The following is a 23503-nucleotide window of genomic DNA, read 5'->3' on the forward strand; positions in this document are numbered from 1 at the left end:
CGTATCTTGGGTTGCCATGCTTTTTAAATATATTCTATAACATAATATGTATCGAAGACCTGCAGCAATTAACCAGGAGATAAAAGATGAGCAAGCATGAAAATGGCAATGAACATTATGTTCTAAGAAACGGTTTGAATAGCCTCAGAGCGTTAATGAATAAAAAGAATGATTTGAAAAATCTTACTCCTGACCAAGATGCAGATGAACAAGCCGTTGCTGATAAAAATCAGTACTACTTTATGACCGATCCTGATGATATTGATTACGATGTGGAGTGGGCGTTCATTAATAGACTAAAGGCTAAATATTCTGATCTTCAGGATGTCACATCATAAATAGAAAAAATGAGCTAAATAGCTGCCTAAGTAAATTAATGGGACTTACTTAGCGACCTGTTAAGCTAAACTCCTAAATTTACCCAAATTATTTTAATTTCGTGTGATGCCCTTAACAATCAGGTGGTTGCCTACTTTTATTTAGGTTTGATATTATTTTAGGGTGTCATTGTATTTAAACTGTTTTATAATGTAATTTGAATTTTAAAGATAACTACTGGAGGAAACGGAAATGAATAAGATCGATATTATTCACGAGCACTACGTGTTACGAAGTGGATTGAACAGCCTTAGAGTGCTTATGTTTAAAAAAATTCCTTTAGAAAATTTGACGCCCGAGCAAGATGCTGATGCACAAGCCGTTGCGGATAAAAATAAATACTATAGGACGACTGAACCCGATAATATTGACTATGATGCTGAATGGGCTTTCATTAATAGTATGAAAACTAAATATTCTGCTCTTCCAGATATCGAGGAGTAAAATGAATATTAATTTAGAAGAGTTTACAGCAAAACAAGTTGAAACTGTCAAAGAAAAATTTTGGACAGAACTGGTAGTGCGTGAAGGACTTGCGCCAGTTGAAAAACCTCAGGGCTATTTCATTGGTGGCCAACCCGGGGCAGGTAAATCCAGCTCTATTGATCGTATTCAACAGGACCATGCCGGAAATATCTTAGAAGTTAATGTAGATGAGTTCCGAGAAGCACACCCCAACTTTGCAAAAATCCAAGAGAAGTATGGCGATAACTCACCAGCTTATACCAACGCCTTTGCTGATGCGGTGCGCGACAGCTTAGTAAAAAAGGCCCTTGAAGGACGTTATAATGTCAGCGTTGAAGGCACGATGAAAACGCTAGAATCAACGCAGAAGCGCCTGGATGAGTTTAAAAACAGCGGCTATGGCGTTAACGTTATCGTTCAGACCTGTAATCCTGCTTTAAGCCGAGCGGGGATTCAGGCTCGTTACGATAAAGCACTTCAGCGTGGCGAAACGCCGCGAGACGTCCCGATAGAATTCCATGATAAATGCGTCTACGCGTTGAAAAATAACGTGGACAAGATCATGCAGAATAATCCTGAGGCCAAATTCGAAATGTGGGAAAGAACGGTCCAGGGTGATAACAAACAAGTTTTTCCACCACAAAATAAGCAGGACATCAAACCCAGCGAAGTTTTAAAAGATATATTTAACCCGACTAAGCAGTATGCCGTGAAGCGCGAGCTGGAAAAAGCGGCTGAAAATACTCAGGGAGTGAAAAAAAGTAAAGGTTACTCTCGATGATGCCTGTGTTAAACAGAAGCCGCGTCGCGGCTTCTGCCTTCTGCCTTTTCTCTACTATCTTCTCTCTGGGTTCTTACTGCGCCGTGATCGGCTGACTTTACGCCTCAATACTTTCATCTCAATGTCACTGTTCATGCCAAGTGACATGCAGCCTGAGCACTTTCAGGTGAAGAACAGATATCCCTGGCGGGAGAGGTACATGCGCAGCAAGACGATCAGATAAAGATGCAGCGGATAGAACGCGTAGAAAAACCACTTCATGCGGGGAAGGGGAAGTGAAACGCGGCCAAGCACGATAACGATCGGCACGGCCAAGAGCGCATAAAAATTATGATTCACTGTTGCCAGCGAGGCACAGCAAAGTAATGCCAGTAGCGCATAGCGCGTGCGGGTGGTTTTCAAGTAGAGCCAGAGGCTAACGGCCATGGCAATGGCAGGCCACCAAAACTCCACCGCCGACCCTGCAACCACAAAAATCAGAAGGGCGTAAATGTGAGAGCGGGGCTCGTTATTCTCCAGGCAGTAACAGATCAGGGTAACGGCAAGCAAGGTGTATAAAATATTGAGCGGCCACCAGCCGTAGAGAATTCCGCCGAGTGCAATATAAGCCGGCGTCGCGAATAGGGCAAATATCGTCAGACGTGCCGCCACCCGCAAATAGGTGCCATTTTCACGATTGCCGCTGCGCGCTAAATTACTCGCCAATACAAAGCAGAATAAAGGCATGGCGATACGTCCGACGTTATATAAAAAGGGGACGGTATCATTCAATAAGTATTTGTTGACGTGATCGCCCACCATTAAAAAAAGGGCCAGCCATTTAATGAGAGTGAGGTTTTTAATCTGCATCATTTTAGCCGCTAAAATTAGCGCAGTTTGACACGGCCATAGACTGCGGCCAGCGCATCGGCTGCGGCTTTATTAAATTGCAGCGGCTGCACCGTCTCGCGGTAATCATTTTGCGAGACCCGGCTCACCGGCAAGGTTTTCACAGAGGCTGTGAAGCCCACCAATTGTTCCGGCGTGGCAGGCGTGGTGCTGGAATCCGCTGCAGTTGGCAGCGGCAGAGAGTGCGCCGCCGTGTCCACCTCAGGCTGAGTCGGTTTAACAGACACTGATTGCGGGGCGGCCTGCTGCGCCGCCAGCTGCGGTTGCGGTGGCTGAGGAGCCGGGGCGGTGGCATCGAAGGTATTGAAACGCGCCTCGATCCACGTCTGCCATTTTGCGGCTTTGCGGATCAGATCGCTGCGGTAAATGCTGTTGTAATAGGGCGTGCGCGAATGATAGTTCGCGGCTTTGGTCCAGATATCGCCGCGATCGTTTTTAATGTGGCCGCGAATACGCCACGCGGCCAAATCAAAGGAGTAGCAGCCCGGCTGGGCCACATCTTCTGCGGTAATGCCATATTTTGCCAGGTCTCTGAGATACACCGTATTGAATTGCATCGGCCCCATGTCATAGGTGCCGTTATCGTTACGATTCTTGTTTTCCAGACCCGGCTTGCCACCCTCTTTTTCAGCTACCGCCAACATGATGTTGGCCGGAACCTGATATTTGATCGCGGCCGTAATGGAGCACACTACGCGCTCCACCATGGCGGGAGGCACATCTAAATACGGCATACTGCTCTCCTTAATTACAAGCCGCGCAGACGACCAAATTTGTCGTTGATTTTCTCAATGGTGTCCGACCCTGCCGCCGGGCACTTATCCAGCTGACTTTTGCGCTTTCTTGAGGTGTGATCCGGCAGGAACGCGCCGTGGCTGGTTTCAACGATATCGAAGTAGTCCGCCACCGGATTGGCACAGCCGCTGACGACGCCTTTGCCGGCCATGACGCCGGCTAGGCACAGCACCTGCTCACAAGGATCGGCGGCTTTTGCGGGCGCGGTGACCGCTAACGCCGCGACCGCCAGCAGCATACCCGGCAGGGCGCTTTTCAGCGCGATGCCGTTAGAAGCTTTGTTTGTTTTTAAACTGTTCATATTCATCCCCGCCTTGAGAAGATTGCTGATTTACGGAACCGGTATCTGCTCCGGTGTTCTGCGCCTGGTCGCTGCCGGTCGCGCCGCCTGAGGCGTTGCTGGCAAAGGCGCCCTGCAATGCGGTTTCATCAGAAACCATCGACCCTGCGCCACCACCTTCCTGGCGTGCTGCGGTTTGCGCACGAATCTGCGCCGCCAGTTGGCCACCTGCGGTTTGGGCGATCGCGTCTCTGGCCGCACTCATCTTGCTGCTATGCTTTTCAGCGCTGCGCGCGGCCATACCGCTGGCGAGGCTGCTGGCCATATGGGATGCCATTTTTCCCGCACGCGAGAAGGACTGGGCGAAGCCACTACTGCCTCCGCCCGCGCTCTTTCCCCCGCCGGAGCTGCCGCCGCCTGCTGAACCGCCAGCGGCATCACCGCCGCCACCGCCAGCATCGACGCTGCCCGTGTCTTGACCGCCACCACCCATACCCCCACTGGAGCCACCGGACCCGGATTCATCTGCCATGGCTGACTGTGCTGATTGGAAGGCCGCTTTCAGGGCATCAGCACCGCCTGCGGCAGCCGCTGCACCTGCAGCCGCCGCTGCGCCAGCGGTTGCGATTGCAGCGCCAGCAGCTGATGCGGCAGTCATTAGAGAGGCTGCACCGAAACCACCGATTCCACCTGTTGATGCGCCACCCGCAATACTGCCTATCATTGGGGGAAGTTTATTAACGAGTACCAAAAGGACCAGTGAGGCCACCAGCATGACAAACATGGATTTAATTTGCATAGTTCCATCACCCATAGATTGATAATACTGGTCTATGAATGATTTACCGATGCCTACAATTAAAACCATTGTAAATAGCTGAAGACCGACATTAAGGACGGTTTTAAAATAGTTAATGGCAATATCAGAGGTCCATCTTGCTCCGCCTAAGCCAAGCAGAATTATCCCTGCATAACTCAGCACCCAGCCGGTAATTAACAATATAAGCATGTTAATTCCCACTAAGGCCAAGATGCATAATATTGCTGCGGCAAGCAGAAGCCCCACGGTGGTATCCGCAGGTTTCCATACAGAGGACTGATCGGCAGCTCGTGAGGCAATATCAAAGCCAATATCAACAATGCCCGAAGGATAAAGCTTTTGCTTCATTCCCGAGGCACTCGCTGCCAATTCGCGTAATGAATCCTGAATCGACATCGAAATTTCAGGGCCTTTTTGTAATAGATACCAAAAAAAACCGGCAACCACAAAAAAGCGAACAATTTCTGCAAGCGCAGTTTGAATACCATCACCTTGCATTGCCAGCATGGCAAACGTCCAAACCATGCTGATCAATACTAAGCTCCAAAATAAATACGTTGCATACGAGGTAATGACTTTTCTCCAGCCCTCTGCAACTTGAGAAAAACGCCTCAGAATATCATCCAACAAGCCCGAGCTATTTAATTCTCCCGCTGCAGCATGCGCTTCAATACTGGTAAACAGTATTAAAATCATGACTGCAGGACCGAAGAAAGTCGAAAATTTCATCACATCACCAACCTTTTTCAGGACTCTTGGTGTATTGGCCTGCTTTACCACACGTCGTTTTTTCTTGCTCAGTCATGCTTGATACCGCTTTGCCACAGTCAACTTTGCCGGGCTCAGGTTTTTGATCGCATCCCGTCATTGAGATGATGGACACAAGCATGAAAGCGGAAATGATTGTCTTTTTCATAATTAACTTTTCTCCTTACCAGCCCACTTCAGGGCTTTTTGTGTATGAACCTGAACGAAATGCTTGAGATGCTGCAGATTGCTGTGCCTCTTTATCTGCCTGCGCCTGTGCTAAGGTCGTCGCCGCATTTTGCTGAGCAACTAACAGAGAGCGAATCTGCAATAGCTGATTGTTTTGCGCGCTGGCTAGCTGGTTCCCAGCCTGAATCGCCTCCATTTGACCTTTGGCGCCGGTGGCCTGCGACTGCAAATCGCGCAAGTTATCGGCGTCGTGCTGAAGGGTGTCCTGCTGCTGGTCCAGCGCTTTAAATACGGCATCATTGGCTTTTTTGCGCGCCTCCGAGCTGTCTTTATCGGTATCGTTAAGCTTGGCAATTTCATCGGCCGTACAGGTCACATTGCTGTTAAAGCAGGGTGAAGAGCGGTAGTAGCTGATGTCTTGATAGCGCTGGAGATACGAATCTAAGCTCCCGGTCTGATTCTTGTAGTAGTTCAGCGTGTCCTGCGCCTGCAGCAGCTTATTGATGGTGGAGTTAGCCTGGTCCCACACGTAGGCGGCGGGCGCCACGGTGTTTTGCAGCATGTTTTCATACTGCTGCAGTTGCGTTTGATACTGCTGAACCTGCTTGGCAACCGCCTCAACGTTATTGACCGCGCTGATGGTGGTTTGCACCACGTTGGTGCCGTCGATGACCGGGATACCGGCTTGCGCCGGTACGATCAGAGCCGAGGCCACAAGGGAGGCCAGTAATGCGCGTTTGGCCGTGGAAAATAAACGGTTATGCATCGTCTTCTCTCCTAGTAATCAAAGGACTGATACGGCTTGGTGAAGGCCAGGTCTTTCGTCACCATAATGTTGAAACGGTAGCCCGGGCGAATTTCCAGCGTCGGTGCGATGTTGAGGTTTTTCTGCACCACCTGCGCGATAGCCTGACCGAACACTTGGCCCAGCGCCGCGCTCATTTCGCTGCTCATGTTCGGCGCCTGATTAGACGTGGTGCCGTTGTTCTGATCGCGATCCTGCGAGTAAGCGATGGTGGCCGTAATACCGGACAGCAGCAGCGCGTTCCCAAAGATGCGGAAGTAGTGGTTGTTGACCTGATCGCGGAAGCCTGAATAGCCCGCCATATCGGCGCCCGGCATTGAGCCTAAGTCCAGCGCTTTGCCGTCGGGATACACCAGACGCTGCCAGGCGATCATCACCCCTTCCTGACCGTAGGCCACATCGCTGGAGTAGGTGCCCACGACGCGCGTACCGTGCGGAATCAGCAGGTATTTGCCGGTGGCGGTGTCATACACATCCTGCGATACCTGGCCGACAATTTGGCCTGGCAAATCGGAGTTGATGCCGCTGATCATCACGCCAGGGATCACCCAGCCAGCGCGCAGCTCATACGGGCTGTGCGGGGCGGAAACTTGCTCATCCAGCAACCAGCGGTCGCCGCTGCCTTTCTTGCCATACTGGTTGATGTCGTTACGGCCCACGGGCGAACCGCCCACGGATGCCAACGACATGCCGCCGCCGCCGCTTCCACCGCCGCCCATACCGCCACCGCTGCCATCGTTGCCACCGTTCATGGTGGAACGGATGTGTTGCACCTGCGCCTCATAACTCGAGGTGGGATCGGTGTTGTTTTGATCCATCTGACGGCGCACGTTGGCAATTTCTTGCAGCATTTCGTCGCGTGACTGCGGCGTGTTACCGCTGGCGCGGGTACGCTGGCCTAACTGATCCGGCAGGTTGACCTGCGTTTTCGCTTTTACCGCGTCCATGAAGTCGCGCATTTTATTGCGGCGCATCTGATCCAGCTCGGGATCGTTCTGCTGCGGTGCCTGCGCGGTGCGCTCGGGGACCGGCGGCTCATCCGGGTTAGCGACCGGCGCAACCGGCACAGACGGCAGGGCGGTGGTCGGTTTCTTCTCCGCGAGCGTGTTGTTCTGCTCTGGCAGCGTCGGCGGGGTGGCCGGGGCTTCAATCAGCCCGCTACTGCCGCCGCCCAGTACCTCATTCGCCATAGCTGAAGAGGTACGATTCCCGCTGTGCGACTGCGTGGATTCCGCATTCTCCGCCGCGCTTTGACTGGCGCGCTTGTTGGCGACATACGCCACGACTAAACAAAACGCGGCCACGCCTGCCAGCGCAATGTACATCGGGCGTTTGTTGACGCGGCGCACGCCGGTTTTGTTCGCAGAGCCTGGAGAGGCGTCCGGAGACATTTTATCGTTGTCAGCCATCCTTTATTCCTCGCGTGTCCAGGGGCCAGCCGGGTAGGCTTTGCCATCTGTTGCTACCACGAAACCGCGCGTCAAGCTGATGCCGCGCACGTAAGTGGTGACCTGGTAAAGGTTCGGGGCCACGGTGTTCAGCACATAGCCGATGGGCGTCGCGTTTTGCGATTGGCCGTCTTTAGTGAACTCTTCCACTGCGTAACCGCGCGCGCGCAGACGCTGCACCAGTGACGCGCCGAACGCATCGTCGGTTGGCTGCTGCATGGCAAACGTGGTGCGACCCGGCGGATAGAGCGCAGCCAGCTGAGACACGGTGTTATCCGCCATGCTGCTGGAGGCGAGGGGCGTGGCGCTAGAGTAGTTGCCGTAGCCCGACGCGCAGCCCGTGACGATCAGCGCGGCAGCCAGCACCAGCGCAGCGCGTAAATGAATTCCTTTCATTCTTAGCCCCTTGTAATTGTGACTTTTTCCTGGCTCGAACCGACGCCGATAACCAGGTAGGCTTTTTCAAACAGACCATCCACAATGGTTCTGTCGCCCTGTGTACGCAGGTTGACCTGCTGTGTCTCATCTTTAGAGAACAGCCCGCCTTCTTTACGCACCACCAGTAGGATGGGGGTCTCGCCAGACGCGATGTTTTTCGGGAACTGGATAATGGTTTTCACGCCGTCGTTGTAAACGCGCACCGGTTTCCAGCTCGCTGAACCGCTGATGGAGTAGTTAAAGTCGAGATTGCCGAGATACTCGCCGGTCTGCGGAATGGTGTTGTCGCTGAGCTGCTTCGCCTCACGCGTGCGGATCGCATCCCATTTTGCCTGCGCGTCTTCCGGGTAGGTGAAGGCGATGTAAGGCATAAACTCTTTGCGGCTCGATTTCAGGCGGAAGCGATAGGTGCGGCGATCGGTGGTGACAACCAGCGAGGTATCCAGACCCACATCAAGCGGCTTGATAATCAGATGCAGCTGCTGCGCTGCGCCAGAACCGGTGATCGACGGCTCTACCACAAAGCGCGGATCGCCGCTGTTGATGTTGTTGACGTTTTCGCCAGGCTGCAGCGCGATATCGCACACTTGCAGCACGGCGCAGACCACCTGCGTCTGCCCGGTGGTGTAAACGTAGTTGATTGCGCCATCCGGACCGGCAAACGGTTTACTGCTGACGCTGCCTGCGCCGGTTTGCCATTTTTGACCAATGCCGATGGCCGCACGTTCCTGTGGGGTCAGCTGCGGTTCATTTTTAGAGAAATACTGGTCTGCCAGCGGATCGCTACCGGGAGCCGCACTAGCCAGAAGCGGAAAGCTCATCATTAACGCTGCGATAATTGACTTTTTCATTATTCGGTCCCGAATTTACTGTTGTTTTGACCAGTTAAAATCTTTGATAAAAATACGATGTGGGTTCATGACATCGTTATTTTCCGTGATGTTGGCGTTCAAATCGGTGTTCTGATAAATGGTGATCAGCGCACGCATTCTTATTGGCTGTGCTTTCAGCGTGCCGTCGCGGTTGCGCGTGGTTTCCATCCAGTCAACCTGCCACGTATCCGGCGACTGCTGGATAGCGGAGAGCAGCTCGGTGCTGACCATTTCGGTCTGCGCGCGCGTAAACGGATTACGCTCTTTAGAACCGTTTAGGAACTCGTTGGCTTTAATGGTCGCCGCGTCATCCGGGTAGAGGAAGGCGTAGGTCTGAAGCACGGCTTTACGCTGCATCTCGCTGTCTGGCGTGACAGTACGAATGTGATCGATAAAGTTCCAGGCGGCGCTGCGGAAATCATCCACTTTCGCCGCTGGCAGGCGGTCGGCGCGCGTCAGGCTGACATAGTTGTCCGCGCGATCCTGCTGATACACCATCGGGACAAATTTCGGCTGGCTGCCGATATAGGTGATGCCGCCTACCGCCGCGAGGCCCACCAGCAGGCCCGCCACGCCAAAGAAAATGCCCAGCGCACCAAACTGCTGAACGTGGCCCATATGAATGTTCCATGAGCGCCGCGCGTTCAGATACGGGTTAGCGGTATCCGGCTGAGGCGTATTTTTGTTTTTAAAGAGTTTCATGCTGCAACCTCGTAGTCATGTAATTCCAGGCCCTTCGTGCGCAGCCATTCGTCCACCCACTTGTCGCCGTATGTTTGGGCTAATTCTTTGATCGTCGCGATAGAGTCAGGATCGGTTGCGCCCACGAAAGCCAGCGCAAGCGGACCGAGCGCCAGCTGATACAGACGGCGTCCCTCTTCCGACACGTAGTAGTATTCGCGTTTAGGAATGGCGGAGGCGATGATCTCTACCTGGCGACGGTTCAAGCCCATGTTGAGATAGAGCGGCATGGCCTCTTCTTGCAGGGCATTCGGATTGGGCAGGAAGATACGGCTGGCGGTGGATTCAATAATGACGTCGAGAATGCCGGATTTCGCCGCGTCGCCCAGCTGCTGTGTTGCCATCAGCACTGCACAGTTTTTCTTCGCCATGGATTTCAGCCATTCGCGGATTTTGCCGCGGAACGCTTCATGGCCCAGCATCAGCCACGCTTCGTCCAGAATGATCAGCGTAGGGCGGCCATCCAATGACTCTTCGATACGACGGAACAGGTACAGCAGCACCGGCATCGCGTATTTCTGATCCATGTTCATCAGGTTCTCGATCTCGAAGGTCATGAAGTCCGACATGTCGAGCCCGTCTGCTTCGGCATCCAGCAGATGTCCCATGTTGCCATCAATGGTGTACTGCTTGAGCGCATCACGGATTTCGTTGCTCTGAACAGTAACGGAAAACTCTGATAGGGTTTTTGAGCCGCTGTCGGCCATACTTTTAATGGCATCAGCAATGGCGTTACGCATCGGGGCATCAACGTGAACGTTATTGAGAATCAGGATGGACTCAATCCACTCCATCGCCCAGCTGCGGCGGGAAGCGGTATCCAGGCGCGACAGGGGAGCAAAGGCCAGTTGGTCGTCGTCCGCTGCAATAGTGAAGTGATTACCGCCCACCGCTTTGCACGTCGGGTACATCGACAGGCCTTTATCAAAGGCGTAGATGCGCGAGCCGGCATAGCGTCGCCACTGCATGGCCGTCAACGCCAGATGGGTTGATTTACCGGCGCGCGTCGGGCCAAACATGAAGCTGTGGCCGAGATCGCGTACGTGCAGGTTAAAGCGAAACGGCGTATTCCCTGAGGTCACGCCGTGCATCAGCGGCGGTGCGCCAGCGTCAAACATCGGGCTTGGCGCGCGGTTTTCACCCGGCCAAATGGTGCTGGTGGGCATCAAATCGGCCAGGTTAAGCGTGTTGACCAGTGGACGACGCACGTTTTCCACGCCGTGGCCGGGCAGGGAGCCGAAATAGGCGTCGACGGTGTTGACCGTTTCAATACGCGCGGTAAAGCCCAGGTTATTGATGGCTTTACGCATAAATTCAGCGGCGTCTTCGACGCGTTTACGATCGTCGTTCATCAGCACAATGACGCTGGTCATGTAACCTTGGCTGACCATGCCGGAGTTGGTTTCCGCAATGGCAGAAGACGCATCATTCACCATCGACAGCGCATCTTCATCGATATAGCCATTGTTGGTGTTGAAAAGCTGCGACATAAAGCCACGCACTTTCTGCTTCCACTTGCGGCGATACGCAGTCAGCTTAGAAATCGCCTCGTGAGAATCGAGGAAAATAAAGCGGGTAGACCAGCGGTATTCGCACGGCTGCTCGGCCAGTTTGGTGAGGATGCCGGGATAAGACTCGGTGGGATAGCCTTCGAGCGCCACGATCTGCACAAAGTTTTTACCAATGCGCGGTACGATCCCCGGATAAAATTCCTGGCCGCCAATCAGCGCGTCAAGATAGATAGGGTTGTTTGGCAGACGCACCGGATGTTGCATGCCGGTCACGCAGTACTGCAGATATTCCAGTTGCTGATCCATGGTGGCAACCGAACCGTCTTCCAGCTCCACTTTCAATCCGCCCAAGCGCTCTACCGTTACGGCCTGCGACATGTTGGACTGAATCACGGAAATCTCATGCTTGAACCGGTCCAGTAAATTACGGGTGGTCGCCAGATCGCTGGCCGCTTCACGCTCATCATCAAACATCAGTTCGGTGAATTTGCTCTCAGCCAGACGCGGTGGAAACCAGGTGAACGTCACCACGAAACACCCTTCATACAGCTGACCCATTTTTTCAAACAGGCGACGACGTTCTTCATCCACGGCGGCAGAAATGCGGTCGGGGAAGTGTGACGCATTGCGCTCACTGTAGGAGGGCGCGGGATTACGCATTGCGTCAACGTGCATCATCCAGCCATTGCCGAGTTTACCGACGGCTTTGTTGATGCGAAATGAAACGAGTTCTCTTTCCTGGTCGGTTGCGCTCGCGTTGTCAGCGCCTTTGTAAAAAAATGAGGCCATAAAAGAGCCGTTTTTGCAGACGATGACACCATCGTCCACAACCGCGGCATAATTGAGCAAATCAGCAAAGGCTTCATCTTTAGCGCGGTGTTTTTTAAGGTGGTATTCCTTCACCATGCGCTGATAGACAGCCAGCATCATGCCCAGCAGGACGAGTCCTATCACCGCAACTAAGACAGGAATTGCTGTGTTCATTTATATCGGTTTCCCTGAGCTGTCGTATTGACGCGGAACGGCGTAGCCCGAGGCGCATAATACGGCTGGTTGTACTTGAGGCTGCGGAGATAAACCTGGCGCAGCATGGGGTCGGATTTCGCCATTCTTCGTAAAAGCGCCAGAGAAACGCCCCAAATTGCGACGCCGACACCGGCAGCGATCCAGTCCTGTGAGGTAAAGATCAGGACCGCTGCCAATAGGATTGAAAACATAACCATTTCACGGTCCCCGCCCATGAAAAGGTTCGAACGTGATGCCACCCTGCGGATGGGGATCGTGCGTAAAGGCATGGTTATGCAACGCTCCCGGCTTTACCTGCTGTCAAGACGGCGGCCAGTTCTGCGCCCTGACCGGTGATGGCAGACAGCGTGTTCTGCGCGGCAACCAGGAAGCTCAGTACCAAGACGATGAAGATCAGGGTACGCATGAAACCGTTCATGTCGCCGCCGAAAATCAACATGGCACCCGCCGCGACTAAACCGATGATGGAGGCGGTGTAGGCAAAGGGACCGGTGACAGACGTACGAATATTGGTCAGCCAGCTATCAAACGGCAGACCACCGCCGGAGGTGTTAGACGCCAGCGCAGGCTCAGCGGCGACGAAAAACAGCAGCGCGCCAAGAAACGCAATAAAAGCGTGCTTGCTAAGCATGACTTGCGAAAGACCAGATTTCATTCAATGACCCCTTAGTAAAGGTTGGTTTAGGTTGTAAAAAAGTGAGCTGTAAACCCGCTCGCAGGTGTAACAATCGAATGTTGTTTAGACTAAGCGCGAGTTAAGCGGCGATCAGGCGGGAAAGGTAATCGCCGTTCTCGAACCCTTGAACTTCACGAATTTCCTGAATGCGGCGACCCTGCGGGGTCTTGCCTATTTGCACAATGACGTTCACGGCTTCGCCGATGACGGGCTCAATTTCACGTGGCGCAAACGGATTACGTGAAATCAGGGAGCGCAGACGCGTCAGCGCAGATGCCGTGTTATTGGCGTGCAGGGAGGCCGCGCCGCCTTCATGGCCGGTGTTCCAGGCATCGAGCATATCGAGCGCTTCAGGGCCACGCGTTTCGCCCACGAAAATACGGTCGGGACGCATACGCAGGATCAGGCGGAGGATCTCCGTCATCGTGACGTTAACCGTGGTGTGGTACTGAACGTAATTCTCCGCCGAGCACTGGAGCTCGCCAGTGTCTTCAATGATGCAGATACGTTCGTGAGGGAACTGGCGCACGATTTCGGCAATGATGCCGTTCAGCAGGGTGGTTTTGCCCGAACCCGTTCCACCAATTACCAGAATATTCTTGTGGTCTGAGATGGCCTGACAGATGTAGTCAGCCTGTGCCTGCGTCATGACGCCGGATTCGACGTACTCACTCAGCAGAAAAATACGGGACGCTTTTTTACGGATGGCAAAGGAGGGACCTGCCACCAGCGGGGGAATCTGGCCCGCGAAGCGCGAGCCGTCGATAGGCAATTCGCACTCCAGAAACGGGGAGCTGTGGTCGATGATTTTGCCATGAAAACCGGCGATGGTTTGCAGGATGGTCTTGGACCGCATCGGATCGACGGTGCCCATGCAGAACATGGGGCGCCCAAATTGCTCACACCATAACTGACCGTCCGGGTTGAGCATCAGTTCGAGGGTGCTGGGGTCTTCAAGCGTATTGATCATATGAGCGCCCATATCCCTTTTGAGCTTCTCAATAGTCCTTGCACTTACAGTATCTAAAGCAATGCCATCCACAGCGCTCATAAAATCCCCTTTAATCTTTACACTGTATTTACAATAGAAATACGTGGCAAACGATATACAGAAAATTGAACGCAGGCAAGTTTAAACCCACATTAAAGTGAAATAATTTTGATAGTTGACAAGATGGCAAATGAGTTTTAGCGGCTAAAATCTGCGTCCCTGCAGCGGATTTCCTGAGGCAAGATCAGTGGGTAGGGTTTGACGAGTTCTGTTGCAATTCAGCCAGTAATTCTTTGGCTTCTTCGCCCAGTTTTTGACGCGCGGTTTCACTCCATTTACGTACCTGAAAGGCCTGTTGCTCTGACAGAATCACCGATACTCTGACATAACCGGGCGGCAGGCTTTTCACCGGGTGGCCGTCGGCCATCAGCATCAAGCTGTTCTCGTCAAGATCGGTTGTTTCAAGCAGCTCTGGCAACGCAACATCAAGTGCGTTGGCAATACTCTCCATGACGCGCAGGGAAGGATTAGCTTTACCGTTGGTTAGATCAGATAAAAATGAGATGGAGACTCCCGCTTGTAGTGAAAGCTCCTGCTTAGTCATGTTCCTTTTGTCCAGCAGCCTGAGAATGTTTGTAAAGAAAATTAGATTGTACACGTTACGCGATCGCCTCAACTCGTATTTTAGCGGCTAAAAAGACGCCTGCCGTAATATTATAGCTAAACTTAAATCTCTCTTATGTGTAGTGCGAAAGGACGATAAGTCCCAAACTGCCAAAAATCAGTCTATAGGAAAATTAACCAAAGACACAGCTTTCGGCGCACGGCAAGCCAATCTCGAGGTTTATTTTCGATATAGTCGTTAAAAGCCTCATAAGATGATTGTATGATGCCTTATTGTGCGAATACACTGAGTTCGGTCTCAAATTCCTGAGGGATTAGCCGTTCTCAACAATTTTTGAGACTAAAGAGCATTGCAACCTATTAGGTTCAATCCTTAACTGACGGCTTGGATAGCTAAATTTTTGGCGGCAATGTCGCAAATGCCTATTTTATAAGGGCTTGGCAGGAGGGAAGTGTGAATAATGTCGTGAAGTTTCCACGTAACAAGAAGGAAGAGCCTGAGCATCAGCCTCCACCTGAACAGCCGCAACGCGTTGAGCCGAAGCCGACCAATGAAACGCGCCGCAATATTTTACACGGGATCATCGGCGTCATTTATATTGTCGCGGCAAGTCTCTGGGTGCCCATCCGATTTATGTTAATCACGAATGTCGTCATCCAATTTTTCAGAATGATGATCAACTGGCACAACGGTGCATTTGCGGCATTTTGGCCTTTTGCGCTGAGTTTCCTGGTCGCGTCAGCGTTTACGTTTTTTATGACAACCTGGAAACCCAAAACGCCGTAGGCTTCCACCGACATCACTCGGTGTGCAGACGCCGTTTGACCAGCAATGCACGATGGAAGCGTAAGCCATGCCTCTTTTAAGGCCATAATTAATAAACGTTTCTATAAAATTACGTTTTCATAAATATAAGAATTAGACGCTCAATTTTAGACAGTGCTATGGCCAACTTTGTATGAGTCTGGAAGTGAAACTATGACGATCCTTAAGGACTTCAACGTTAACGGCAGTCGTGCATCTTGCCATGAGAAAGGCGAGAAAAAGCACCTTACCAGGGAACAATTCCAGCGCGTTACAAAGGGACTGAATGTCGGTCAGCAAACCCTCGACATTGCCTATGGGGTTTTGGTGCAAGGTAAACCGCAAAAGGGGTTTGCAGAGACGCTAAGCATCTCACGCGGTGCCGTCTCGCAGGCGGTGAACCGCGTTTGGGAAGCGTATAAGCAGGAAGTCCCTAACGGCTACGTACGCCTGGAAGTGATTCTGCCTGAGCGCCAGGCATTTATTGTGAAAAAGTGGGCAGATGAGGCCAAGCGGAAGCAGGAAGAATAGCGTTGATGCCGGGCACTCGCGCATTTTTCACCGTGAATCACGCTCGGCTGCGCTGACCGGTTTGAACGGGGTTAACTGCACTGTAAGGACCCTGCTGACGAAATATGTGTGCGCCTAAACGTGCTGGCGCGCCTGCACGTTTAAAAAACGACGCCCGTGGTAGTAGGAAGTGACTTTAACCTATTGTTAACGTTGCATTCTCTGACGAAAAACAAGACTAATGAACAAGATTTGGAGAGAAGCATGAGTAAAAAAAGTTCTTCCGCGCATGGCCCTGACGCCCTTGTTCAACCTGCGCACGTCCATGTTGCCTCTCTCTCCCCGGGTAAACCGCTGTTGCTCGATATCACGATGATTGATCCCGATCCGAATCAACCGCGTCAATCCGACAACCCAGGCTTTTCTCAGGAGTCCCTTCAGGAACTGGCGAACACCATCGCTTTACGCGGCGTGAAAATGCCGATATCCGTGCGTGAGAATCCGGCCAAGCCTGGTCGCTATGTTATCAACCACGGTGAGCGCCGCTGGCGTGGAAGCCAGGTTGCCGGTAAAACGCACATTCCTGCGTTTATTGATAACGACTACAGCGATGATGATCAGGTGATTGAAAATATTCAGCGCAACGATCTTACCGCGCGCGAGGTTGCCGTGCACATTGGGCGAAAACTTGCGGCGGGCTTAACCAAATCTCAGATTGCCAAAATTCTCGGCAAATCACCTGCCTTCGTGACGCAACATGCTGCTTTACTCGACCTGCCGGATTGCATTGCTGATGCGTTTAATCAGGGTTTAATTCGTGATGTCACAGTAGTGAACGAACTGGTCACGGCTTACAAGCAAGATGCTGGCGAAGTAAAAAAACTGCTTCAAGAGAACGCGGGCGAAGATATCACCCGCAGCGCGGTTAAAGTGTTCCGGGAATTTCTCGATGAAAAAGAGTCAAATCGCCAAGATTTTAACGCAATAGAAGCGTTTAACAGCTTTGCCGACGACCCGTTACCGCTACAAACTGTTGAAGAGGTTGAGCCTCTCCCTGAGGAAGCACGCGATGCGCCTGAACCCCCTGCCAAGCGCGGCAAGCTTAAGAGAGCGCGGCTCGTGGTCGATTACGAAGGAGAGCAGGGCTGCATTTTACTCACCAGGCTTCCCAGCGAAGAAGGAAAAGCGTGGATTAAATTTGACCGATCGGGCAGAGAAGAAGAATTAAATCTTAAAAACGTCCGAATAATTTGCCTTACTGAAGAATAATGCACCAGTTTTGACTATTATCTCGCTAACAACACATTTTTCGTTAAAAAAATTTGGCCTAGGGCGAGATTTTAGCGGCTAAAATATTTATTATATAGCTAAACAATTTAGGCAATAGCCGTTGCTCTCACGACGTTTCATCTGAACTGAGTCCCTTTTAAGGCTTTCAGGAACGAAGGCAACTTGCTGAAAAGAGGCGACATGGCTGACGCACTGATTTATTTGTAGCCCGAAAAAAGTCATGCTTTCGCGACCTTTAACGACTTACACTGCAAAGCCATCTTTAGCTTGCAAACGGACGTCAAATATCCAGCGTGCGGCAGCACGATAACAGTGAAGCATAGGCGTAGTGTGCATGACTCACTGCGTGGTGAGACTCAGAAGTCGTGGTCGGAATGACAACGATTGATGCAACGACGCCGATGCTTGCTGGCATTATTAGAACAATTAGCGGACAGCGTTAACTGGCTGCAGATGAAATTATCAGGAGTGACTCCGACATGAGCAAACAGCGTGTTCTTGTCATGAACGGCCAGCGAGTGCTGCAAAGCGAAGAAGCAGGCAAGTGGAAAAATGATAACGTGGACAAAGCAGGCAGCATTAAACCTGGCATTTATCCACTCTATTTGTCCAAAGGCCCCGATAAGGCCACCGCGTACAATGGGGCTATTATACACGCCGATAAAGAGTCGATTTATCAGCAGGTAGGCAAACAGATTTTTAAGCACGATCGACAAAGTTTCGATAAACTGCCTGAAGTTGGGTCAGAAAAAAATATTTCTTATGACCAGGCTTCCGGCAAAGCGCTCATCGCAGACGCAGAAAAACAGGCCCGGAAGCTCTCCCGTTAGCGAACAGCAAAGGAGCCCTGAATGAAATCGATCCCCACATCACGCCATCCCGGTTTAGGCCGGGACTCTCATCTCCGTCCGCCACCTCAGCCCGTGCATCAAAGCGATCCCATGGCCGAGGCTGAAGCGGCAGATATTCAGAATCAGGTACAGCAGCTGCACGATATGCCCGTCTCTTCCGAAGAGCGCACATTTACACCGTCTCAGGATGTTAACGAAGGAGGCGATGTCGCTCAGGCCTATAAAGAGGCTATGGATGCGGCCGTTGAGCAGAAAGAGATGCAGGCAGAAACCCTTGAAAATCGTCTGGAGTCACTGCTTGATAAGCAGGAGAGCGTACTGCAACAAATTATGAGTCGTCAGCCAGGCATTCTCTCTTTGCCGAGCCAAAAAGCCAAATGGCAGTCTCAGGTGCAGCAGCAACAGGCGTTGGTTAGCCGTTTGCATAGCCGGCTCGATACGGTCAAAGAGATACATGAGGGTATCGGCTTGCACGGCACGCGTATTGAGGAGTTGGCTGCGGCCAAAGTGCGTCACGATCGGCCTCTACTGGCTGAAGGCTGGGATGAAATGCGTGAGGCCCAGCGCGCGCATGAGAATTTAATGCGCAAACAGGCTAAAGAAAACAAAGCGAGCCTGAGTCAAGAGCAGGTTGTCTCACAGGGCATGGGGCTACGGCAGAGTCTTACCCGAACGATCGGCTGACTTCCCCCTTTTATTGTCAGGCGTTTCCGTTTTCTATCTCCTTATTGACCCCGTTTAGCCGCTAAAATTTAGCGGCTAAACGGGCTACCTCTCTTATGCTGCGTCTCATGAGGCGAAGGCGAGCTAAACCCTCCCTGCTAATCGCACAAACCAACCTGTTAAACACGTTTTTTTCTCAGCGATGCGGAAATCTGTGCGTGACCGCGCGACCATTACGCGCGCTGCGTGAGCGCAAAGATGCGTTCATTGACTGCGTCGCAAAATCGTACAAAGCCGCAATAAAACCGCGCAAAGTGTTCGATATAACGAAATAAAGGCGTTATACTGATGTTAACATAGGGCCGCGTTAGGCTGCATGGTCACGATGCGCCATGGCCCAAGGTGTATTACAAGGAATCAGGATCGCTTCGCGCAACACGCCTTTCAACGTAGAGCGGTTTATCGCTGGCCTGGCGCCGGAAGGTAAACAGCGCCGCAAAACGCTTATGAGGTGGCAAGCGTGTAACCGCTGTCGCAACGTTTCACACCGTTGCTTAATGGCAAATTATGGAGAGTTAATGTGAGAAAGCCAAATAACGCTGTCGGGCCTCAGGTCCGTAATAAAGGGAAAGCGGCAAGAGGGAAATTGATCCCCGTTATGGCCCTCGCTTCTCTGGCGGCAGGTGTGCAGGCCGCCACCCAGTATTTTGCCTACAGCTTCAACTATCAGGCGCTACTGGGTCCGCACTTTAATCATATTTACGCGCCGTGGTCTTATTTCAAATGGTACGCCGCGTGGCACGAACGCTTACCCGATGCGCTGCAGGCGGCGGGGAGTGTTGGCACCGTGGTGGCCGCGGGTGGCCTGGTGTTAACCGCGCTCACCGCCATGGTGCGATCCAACTCTTCCAAAGCTAATGCGCATCTGCACGGGTCGGCGCGCTGGGCCGATGAGCAGGATATCAAGCAGTCAGGTTTGCTGGGCAACAATGAAGGGGTGTACGTCGGCGCGTGGGAAGACAAAAACGGCCAGTTACAATATCTGCGTCATAATGGACCGGAACATGTTCTGACCTATGCACCAACGCGTTCAGGTAAGGGGGTAGGGTTGGTGGTACCGACGCTGCTCTCATGGCCACAGTCCGCGGTGATCACCGATCTCAAAGGCGAGTTATGGGCCATGACCGCAGGCTGGCGTAAACAGTACGCCAAAAATGTGTGTCTGAAATTTGAACCGGCGGCTGCCAATGGTTCTGTGGCCTGGAATCCGCTGGAAGAGATCCGGGTGGGAACGGAATACGAAGTGGGTGATGTGCAAAATCTGGCTACACTCATCGTCGACCCTGACGGTAAGGGGCTCAATGATCACTGGCAGAAAACCTCCCAGGCGTTGCTGGTCGGCGTGATATTGCACGTGCTGTACAAACATAAAAATGACGGCACGCCAGCCTCGCTGCCGTATGTCGATTCCATCATGGCCGATCCCGAGCGCGATACGGGCGAACTGTGGATGGAGATGACGCAGTACGGACACGTCAATGGTGAAAACCATCCCGTCGTGGGGTCAGCGGGCCGTGACATGATGGATCGTCCGCAAGAAGAAGCGGGCTCTGTGCTCTCCACCGCCAAGTCTTACCTCGCGCTTTATCGCGATCCGGTGGTGGCTCGCAACGTTAGCGAATCGCATTTTAAGATCAGGGATCTGATGAACCATGACGATCCAGTCTCGCTGTATATCGTCACTCAGCCCAATGACAAAGCACGCTTGCGCCCCTTAGTGCGCATCATGCTGAACATGATTGTTCGCCTGCTCGCAGACAAAATGGAGTTTGAGCGCGTGGATAATGCGCTTACGGCGACGCAACGGATTAAAAAGGCGCTGGGCTTCGCACCGAAAAATACCCAGCGGGTACAGGCGAAAAAAACGTATAACTACCGCCTGCTGGCGATGATTGACGAATTCCCGAGCTTAGGAAAATTGGAGATTATTCAGGAGTCACTGGCGTTCTTAGCGGGCTATGGCATTAAGTTTTACCTTATTTGTCAGGATATCAACCAGCTGCGCAGCCGCGAGACAGGCTATGGCCCGGATGAGACCATCACCTCCAACTGCCATGTGCAGAATGCGTATCCGCCAAACCGCACCGAAACTGCGGAGCACCTGTCGAAATTAACCGGCCAGACCACGGTGATCAAAGAACAAATCACCACCAGCGGCAAGCGCGCCAGCGCAATGCTGGGCGGCGTGTCGAAAACCATGCAAGAGGTGCAGCGTCCGCTGCTGACCGTGGATGAATGCCTGCGCATGCCGGGTCCGAAGAAGAACGCCGAGGGGATGATCACCGAGCGCGGAGATATGGTGATTTACGTTGCCGGCTTTCCGGCTATTTACGGCAAACAGCCGCTGTTCTTCCAGGATGAAATCTTCTCGATGCGGGCGTCCATTGCTGAACCCAGCGCGACCGATCGCATCCGTTCTGCGTCTGCGGCGGGATGAAAAGCGTTATTCGGTTGGCCACCTTGAGCATTCTGATTGTGGCCAGTTTAGGGGCGATCTTATGCGGCCTCGGCTATGTGGCCGGGGTACGCGTGAATATCACCAGCAGTATTCCGGTTGGGCTTTATAAAATCGCCTCGCGCGCGCCACACAAAGGTGACTACGTGATTTTTTGCCCGCCGGAGCACGCCATTTTTTCCCTGGCGCATAAGCGTGGTTACATCGGCAGCGGTTTTTGTCCGGCAGGATACGGAGAAATGATGAAGCAGATCGTGGCGGTAGAAGGGGACAGCGTTGGCTTTCGCACCCGCGGTGTTTACGTTAACGGCCAGCGCCTTGCGTTTAGTGCTCCCCTTACGCTTGATCCGAGCGGCCGACCGCTTCCTGCGCTGCGTATGGAGCATACGATGGGAAAAGGCGAGCTGTTACTGATGACCGATCAAAGCGCGTCTTCATTTGACGCGCGCTACTTTGGCCCTGTGACAGCGTCACAGGTGGTCGCCGTCGTTTCTCCCTTGTTGATATGGCGATCGGTCAACGATATCGCTAATTGAAAACAGGGCGGGATAGGGCAAAGCGCTAACACAGGGGAGTGACGCCTGCGACGTTTGAATGTAAGCGAGCGCACCGGATAGAAGACCTTCGCTAGGCAGTCACGAGCCAGCGGCAAACAAGAAGGAGTTGAACAGATGCAGAAGCGCAGTTATACCCAAGATGCGGCCATGCCTGCAGGACGAAACAGCAAGGATATGGGCGTTATTATGAAGCCTGAAGGGTCGATGAAAATCTGTGTGCTTAACGGTTCTCGTCAGGTTGATAAAGTGGTAAATGGCGAATGGCTCACGCAGAAAGTGCTGCCGGAAGCGGGCTTACCGAAAGGGATTTACCAGCTTTCTGACGCGCAGCAGGCGGCTAAAAACGTCCATCCGCACACGCATGTCGGACAGGTGCTGCACGTTGACGATCGCCACGTTTATCAGCTGTCGCAAAAAGGTGTGGTGCAGCACAACCGCGGGTTGTGGGAAAAAGAGCCAACGGTGGGGCAAAACTACGAAGTCGCTTACTCCCGGGGCGTGGGCAAGGTAAAGGGCGAACTGACTCAGGAAGCCGCGCAGAAACTGAGCCAAAGCCAGTCGCGTTCGCGTTCGCTATAGGGGATGAATCCCTTGGTGCGGCAGACCAGCAGCCGGGCATGTGCCCGGCCAGGATTTCAGCGTTTTTAGCCTACGCGCTGCTAATCCCACTTTACCCAACGCCTGCCGAATAAAACGGTGACGCTGACCACGACCGCCACGCCAGCCAGATGCAGCAGAAAATCCAGCGGCTGAAGATGAACCGGATGGCAAAACGCCAGCAGCGAGACGGCCAGGCAGGCCACGCCCAGCCCGGCCATCGCCAACGATTGTAAGGGTCGGTGCGCGCGCGAACGTCGTAGCGTGGCGATGATCAGCACCATCATTGGCGTACTCACCACCAGCAAAAAACTAAAGCAGCGGGTATTGCTGGGGTCATGACCTTCTGACATGGCTCCCGGCATGCTGCTCAAACTCAATCCCAGCCATACCAGCGCCAGCGTTATCAGTACTTTTCCGCTGATGCCGCGCCGTCCAGGAATGCTCATGTTCAACGCGCTGCCCACGGCGAGCAGACTCAACATGAATGCCAGAACCGATTGAATCAGCGCGCGCAGGGCGCCGGGTTCAGACCAGTCGGTTAGCGTACGCGGCACCAAAAAGCTGGCGGCAATGCCGCAGGGCAGCGCCAGCGCCAGCCAGGTTATCACGCGCCAGCGCGTTGCACGCAGCGGCTTCACGGGCTGCATATCATCACTTAACCGTTTAATTAACAGGTCGTGATCGCTCATGATTTTGCTCCTAATTTGCGGAGATTGGTCAACGCGCGGTGCAACAACGACTTCACGGCGGCCACGCTGAGGTTATGATGGGCCGCCGCCTCTGACAGGCTCATTTCGCGCAGATGAACGTGTTCAACGATGGTGCGCTGACGGCTTGGCAGCTGACGCAAAAATCCTGCGAGCTCCTCTTGCCTGTCAGAACCACTCATGTCCGGTGCGGCAGCGTCCTCTGCCAGCATGGGCTGATCGATTTCCCACTGCTGACGCCGTCCGCGGCGCCGAAGTGCATCCACACAGCGTGTAGAAATGATGGCCGTGAGCCAAGGCATAAAGGGATAGGCGGGATCGTAGGTATGTCGCACCCGATGCACGGTAAGCAGCACCTCCTGGATCACATCCTCCACCGCCATCTCATCCCTGATGTATCGACGCGTTTGCGCGCGGATCACCGGCACCAGCGCGTTAAGCAAGCGGGCATAAGCCTGCTTGTCCCCGGTCTGAGCGCGTGCCATTAACAGGGGCCAGTTATCGCGCGCACTGTCGCGTGTTTGCATATT

The 23503-nt window shown here is 52.9% G+C and carries 28 protein-coding genes; 11 read left to right on the top strand and 17 right to left on the bottom strand.

All coding sequences use genetic code 11. The features are described from left to right. The first annotated feature begins 86 nt into the window (after positions 1–86). The 3 genes from LU196_RS14040 to LU196_RS14050 all read left to right on the top strand — a co-directional run bounded on the left by LU196_RS14040 (position 87) and on the right by LU196_RS14050 (position 1624). Positions 87–338, top strand: a complete 252-nt coding sequence (locus LU196_RS14040) for a hypothetical protein (protein WP_232760296.1) — start codon at positions 87–89, stop codon at positions 336–338. Positions 339–570: 232 nt separating this feature from the next. Next, positions 571–822: a hypothetical protein gene (locus LU196_RS14045; protein WP_232760298.1), complete on the top strand. Its 252-nt coding sequence runs from the start codon at positions 571–573 to the stop codon at positions 820–822. Position 823: 1 nt separating this feature from the next. Next, positions 824–1624 (top strand): zeta toxin family protein, encoded by an 801-nt coding sequence (locus tag LU196_RS14050; RefSeq protein WP_232760299.1) that lies wholly within the window; start codon positions 824–826, stop codon positions 1622–1624. Between the two features lie 162 nt (positions 1625–1786). Here LU196_RS14050 and LU196_RS14055 read toward each other — a convergent pair whose 3' ends face one another. The 15 genes from LU196_RS14055 to LU196_RS14125 all read right to left on the bottom strand — a co-directional run bounded on the left by LU196_RS14055 (position 1787) and on the right by LU196_RS14125 (position 14509). Then, complete coding sequence (locus LU196_RS14055) at positions 1787–2476, bottom strand: TraX family protein (protein WP_370641001.1); 690 nt, start codon at positions 2474–2476, stop codon at positions 1787–1789. Between the two features lie 14 nt (positions 2477–2490). Then, the gene (locus LU196_RS14060; protein WP_232760300.1) at positions 2491–3246 is read right to left on the bottom strand and encodes a conjugal transfer protein; all 756 of its coding nucleotides are present in this window, start codon (positions 3244–3246) and stop codon (positions 2491–2493) included. A gap of 14 nt (positions 3247–3260) precedes the next feature. After that, the gene (locus LU196_RS14065; protein ID WP_232760302.1) at positions 3261–3608 is read right to left on the bottom strand and encodes a TrbM/KikA/MpfK family conjugal transfer protein; all 348 of its coding nucleotides are present in this window, start codon (positions 3606–3608) and stop codon (positions 3261–3263) included. Beyond that, positions 3577–5136 carry a P-type conjugative transfer protein TrbL gene (gene trbL, locus LU196_RS14070; protein WP_370641008.1) on the bottom strand — a complete coding sequence of 520 codons (1560 nt, stop codon included), beginning with the start codon at positions 5134–5136 and terminating at the stop codon, positions 3577–3579. The genes LU196_RS14065 and trbL overlap by 32 nt, the downstream gene beginning before the upstream one ends. A gap of 4 nt (positions 5137–5140) precedes the next feature. Then, positions 5141–5323, bottom strand: coding sequence for an entry exclusion lipoprotein TrbK (locus LU196_RS14075; RefSeq protein WP_232760304.1), 183 nt, complete (start codon positions 5321–5323; stop codon positions 5141–5143). A gap of 15 nt (positions 5324–5338) precedes the next feature. Continuing rightward, positions 5339–6109 (bottom strand): P-type conjugative transfer protein TrbJ, encoded by a 771-nt coding sequence (gene trbJ / locus LU196_RS14080; RefSeq protein ID WP_232760306.1) that lies wholly within the window; start codon positions 6107–6109, stop codon positions 5339–5341. Positions 6110–6120: 11 nt separating this feature from the next. Further along, positions 6121–7557 carry a TrbI/VirB10 family protein gene (locus LU196_RS14085; RefSeq protein ID WP_232760308.1) on the bottom strand — a complete coding sequence of 479 codons (1437 nt, stop codon included), beginning with the start codon at positions 7555–7557 and terminating at the stop codon, positions 6121–6123. 3 nt (positions 7558–7560) lie between these two features. Further along, positions 7561–7992 (bottom strand): conjugal transfer protein TrbH, encoded by a 432-nt coding sequence (locus LU196_RS14090; RefSeq protein WP_232760310.1) that lies wholly within the window; start codon positions 7990–7992, stop codon positions 7561–7563. Between the two features lie 2 nt (positions 7993–7994). Continuing rightward, positions 7995–8885, bottom strand: a complete 891-nt coding sequence (gene trbG / locus LU196_RS14095) for a P-type conjugative transfer protein TrbG (protein WP_232760314.1) — start codon at positions 8883–8885, stop codon at positions 7995–7997. Positions 8886–8900: 15 nt separating this feature from the next. Beyond that, positions 8901–9608, bottom strand: a complete 708-nt coding sequence (locus tag LU196_RS14100) for a VirB8/TrbF family protein (protein WP_232760315.1) — start codon at positions 9606–9608, stop codon at positions 8901–8903. Then, positions 9605–12142, bottom strand: coding sequence for a VirB4 family type IV secretion/conjugal transfer ATPase (locus LU196_RS14105; RefSeq protein ID WP_232760317.1), 2538 nt, complete (start codon positions 12140–12142; stop codon positions 9605–9607). Before LU196_RS14105 ends, LU196_RS14100 begins: the two co-directional genes overlap by 4 nt. Then, positions 12139–12453 carry a conjugal transfer protein TrbD gene (locus tag LU196_RS14110; protein ID WP_232760318.1) on the bottom strand — a complete coding sequence of 105 codons (315 nt, stop codon included), beginning with the start codon at positions 12451–12453 and terminating at the stop codon, positions 12139–12141. The genes LU196_RS14105 and LU196_RS14110 overlap by 4 nt, the downstream gene beginning before the upstream one ends. A 2-nt stretch (positions 12454–12455) precedes the next feature. Next, complete coding sequence (locus LU196_RS14115; RefSeq protein WP_304622739.1) at positions 12456–12839, bottom strand: TrbC/VirB2 family protein; 384 nt, start codon at positions 12837–12839, stop codon at positions 12456–12458. A 100-nt stretch (positions 12840–12939) separates the two neighbouring features. Then, positions 12940–13911, bottom strand: coding sequence for a P-type conjugative transfer ATPase TrbB (gene trbB / locus LU196_RS14120; protein WP_255697870.1), 972 nt, complete (start codon positions 13909–13911; stop codon positions 12940–12942). Between the two features lie 184 nt (positions 13912–14095). Further along, positions 14096–14509 (bottom strand): transcriptional regulator, encoded by a 414-nt coding sequence (locus tag LU196_RS14125; protein WP_370641002.1) that lies wholly within the window; start codon positions 14507–14509, stop codon positions 14096–14098. 420 nt (positions 14510–14929) lie between these two features. Here LU196_RS14125 and kleE point away from each other — a divergent pair, with 420 nt between their 5' ends. From kleE to LU196_RS14165, 8 genes are all read left to right on the top strand, one after another. After that, positions 14930–15262 (top strand): KleE stable inheritance protein, encoded by a 333-nt coding sequence (gene kleE, locus LU196_RS14130; RefSeq protein ID WP_232760321.1) that lies wholly within the window; start codon positions 14930–14932, stop codon positions 15260–15262. Between the two features lie 192 nt (positions 15263–15454). Next, positions 15455–15811, top strand: coding sequence for a TrfB-related DNA-binding protein (locus LU196_RS14135; RefSeq protein ID WP_232760323.1), 357 nt, complete (start codon positions 15455–15457; stop codon positions 15809–15811). A 243-nt stretch (positions 15812–16054) separates the two neighbouring features. Then, positions 16055–17059 carry a ParB/RepB/Spo0J family partition protein gene (locus LU196_RS14140; protein WP_232760325.1) on the top strand — a complete coding sequence of 335 codons (1005 nt, stop codon included), beginning with the start codon at positions 16055–16057 and terminating at the stop codon, positions 17057–17059. Positions 17060–17559: 500 nt separating this feature from the next. Then, positions 17560–17910 (top strand): KfrB domain-containing protein, encoded by a 351-nt coding sequence (locus tag LU196_RS14145; RefSeq protein ID WP_232760328.1) that lies wholly within the window; start codon positions 17560–17562, stop codon positions 17908–17910. A 21-nt stretch (positions 17911–17931) separates the two neighbouring features. Next, positions 17932–18615 carry an IncP plasmid survival protein KfrC family protein gene (locus tag LU196_RS14150; RefSeq protein ID WP_232760329.1) on the top strand — a complete coding sequence of 228 codons (684 nt, stop codon included), beginning with the start codon at positions 17932–17934 and terminating at the stop codon, positions 18613–18615. Positions 18616–19174: 559 nt separating this feature from the next. After that, the gene (locus tag LU196_RS14155; protein ID WP_232760331.1) at positions 19175–21091 is read left to right on the top strand and encodes a type IV secretory system conjugative DNA transfer family protein; all 1917 of its coding nucleotides are present in this window, start codon (positions 19175–19177) and stop codon (positions 21089–21091) included. Further along, complete coding sequence (gene traF, locus LU196_RS14160; protein ID WP_232760332.1) at positions 21088–21645, top strand: conjugative transfer signal peptidase TraF; 558 nt, start codon at positions 21088–21090, stop codon at positions 21643–21645. The genes LU196_RS14155 and traF overlap by 4 nt, the downstream gene beginning before the upstream one ends. A 135-nt stretch (positions 21646–21780) precedes the next feature. Continuing rightward, positions 21781–22245, top strand: coding sequence for a KfrB domain-containing protein (locus LU196_RS14165; protein ID WP_232760334.1), 465 nt, complete (start codon positions 21781–21783; stop codon positions 22243–22245). An 80-nt stretch (positions 22246–22325) separates the two neighbouring features. On the opposite strand, the gene LU196_RS14170 is transcribed toward LU196_RS14165, so the two are convergent. Together LU196_RS14170 and LU196_RS14175 are read right to left on the bottom strand one after the other, a co-directional pair. Next, complete coding sequence (locus tag LU196_RS14170) at positions 22326–22955, bottom strand: NrsF family protein (protein ID WP_232760336.1); 630 nt, start codon at positions 22953–22955, stop codon at positions 22326–22328. Continuing rightward, positions 22952–23500 (bottom strand): sigma-70 family RNA polymerase sigma factor, encoded by a 549-nt coding sequence (locus LU196_RS14175; RefSeq protein ID WP_232760337.1) that lies wholly within the window; start codon positions 23498–23500, stop codon positions 22952–22954. Before LU196_RS14175 ends, LU196_RS14170 begins: the two co-directional genes overlap by 4 nt. Between the last annotated feature and the right edge of the window lie 3 nt (positions 23501–23503).

This window comes from Pantoea sp. Mb-10 (genome assembly GCF_021272205.1).
GTDB lineage: Bacteria > Pseudomonadota > Gammaproteobacteria > Enterobacterales > Enterobacteriaceae > Pantoea.

Excerpts from the sequence above, each read along its gene's own strand:
- LU196_RS14040 (WP_232760296.1), top strand. The coding sequence starts at position 87 with ATGAGCAAGCATGAAAATGGCAATGAACATTATGTTCTAAGAAACGGT.
- LU196_RS14145 (WP_232760328.1), top strand. The coding sequence starts at position 17,560 with ATGAGCAAACAGCGTGTTCTTGTCATGAACGGCCAGCGAGTGCTGCAA.
- LU196_RS14135 (WP_232760323.1), top strand. The coding sequence starts at position 15,455 with ATGACGATCCTTAAGGACTTCAACGTTAACGGCAGTCGTGCATCTTGC.
- LU196_RS14045 (WP_232760298.1), top strand. The coding sequence starts at position 571 with ATGAATAAGATCGATATTATTCACGAGCACTACGTGTTACGAAGTGGA.
- LU196_RS14165 (WP_232760334.1), top strand. The coding sequence starts at position 21,781 with ATGCAGAAGCGCAGTTATACCCAAGATGCGGCCATGCCTGCAGGACGA.
- LU196_RS14055 (WP_370641001.1), bottom strand. The coding sequence starts at position 2,476 with ATGATGCAGATTAAAAACCTCACTCTCATTAAATGGCTGGCCCTTTTT.
- LU196_RS14065 (WP_232760302.1), bottom strand. The coding sequence starts at position 3,608 with ATGAACAGTTTAAAAACAAACAAAGCTTCTAACGGCATCGCGCTGAAA.
- LU196_RS14170 (WP_232760336.1), bottom strand. The coding sequence starts at position 22,955 with ATGAGCGATCACGACCTGTTAATTAAACGGTTAAGTGATGATATGCAG.
- LU196_RS14060 (WP_232760300.1), bottom strand. The coding sequence starts at position 3,246 with ATGCCGTATTTAGATGTGCCTCCCGCCATGGTGGAGCGCGTAGTGTGC.
- LU196_RS14100 (WP_232760315.1), bottom strand. The coding sequence starts at position 9,608 with ATGAAACTCTTTAAAAACAAAAATACGCCTCAGCCGGATACCGCTAAC.
- trbG (WP_232760314.1), bottom strand. The coding sequence starts at position 8,885 with ATGAAAAAGTCAATTATCGCAGCGTTAATGATGAGCTTTCCGCTTCTG.
- LU196_RS14115 (WP_304622739.1), bottom strand. The coding sequence starts at position 12,839 with ATGAAATCTGGTCTTTCGCAAGTCATGCTTAGCAAGCACGCTTTTATT.
- LU196_RS14105 (WP_232760317.1), bottom strand. The coding sequence starts at position 12,142 with ATGAACACAGCAATTCCTGTCTTAGTTGCGGTGATAGGACTCGTCCTG.
- LU196_RS14150 (WP_232760329.1), top strand. The coding sequence starts at position 17,932 with ATGAAATCGATCCCCACATCACGCCATCCCGGTTTAGGCCGGGACTCT.
- LU196_RS14085 (WP_232760308.1), bottom strand. The coding sequence starts at position 7,557 with ATGGCTGACAACGATAAAATGTCTCCGGACGCCTCTCCAGGCTCTGCG.
- LU196_RS14090 (WP_232760310.1), bottom strand. The coding sequence starts at position 7,992 with ATGAAAGGAATTCATTTACGCGCTGCGCTGGTGCTGGCTGCCGCGCTG.
- trbL (WP_370641008.1), bottom strand. The coding sequence starts at position 5,136 with ATGAAATTTTCGACTTTCTTCGGTCCTGCAGTCATGATTTTAATACTG.
- LU196_RS14140 (WP_232760325.1), top strand. The coding sequence starts at position 16,055 with ATGAGTAAAAAAAGTTCTTCCGCGCATGGCCCTGACGCCCTTGTTCAA.
- trbJ (WP_232760306.1), bottom strand. The coding sequence starts at position 6,109 with ATGCATAACCGTTTATTTTCCACGGCCAAACGCGCATTACTGGCCTCC.
- LU196_RS14075 (WP_232760304.1), bottom strand. The coding sequence starts at position 5,323 with ATGAAAAAGACAATCATTTCCGCTTTCATGCTTGTGTCCATCATCTCA.
- LU196_RS14110 (WP_232760318.1), bottom strand. The coding sequence starts at position 12,453 with ATGCCTTTACGCACGATCCCCATCCGCAGGGTGGCATCACGTTCGAAC.
- LU196_RS14175 (WP_232760337.1), bottom strand. The coding sequence starts at position 23,500 with ATGCAAACACGCGACAGTGCGCGCGATAACTGGCCCCTGTTAATGGCA.
- traF (WP_232760332.1), top strand. The coding sequence starts at position 21,088 with ATGAAAAGCGTTATTCGGTTGGCCACCTTGAGCATTCTGATTGTGGCC.
- LU196_RS14050 (WP_232760299.1), top strand. The coding sequence starts at position 824 with ATGAATATTAATTTAGAAGAGTTTACAGCAAAACAAGTTGAAACTGTC.
- trbB (WP_255697870.1), bottom strand. The coding sequence starts at position 13,911 with ATGAGCGCTGTGGATGGCATTGCTTTAGATACTGTAAGTGCAAGGACT.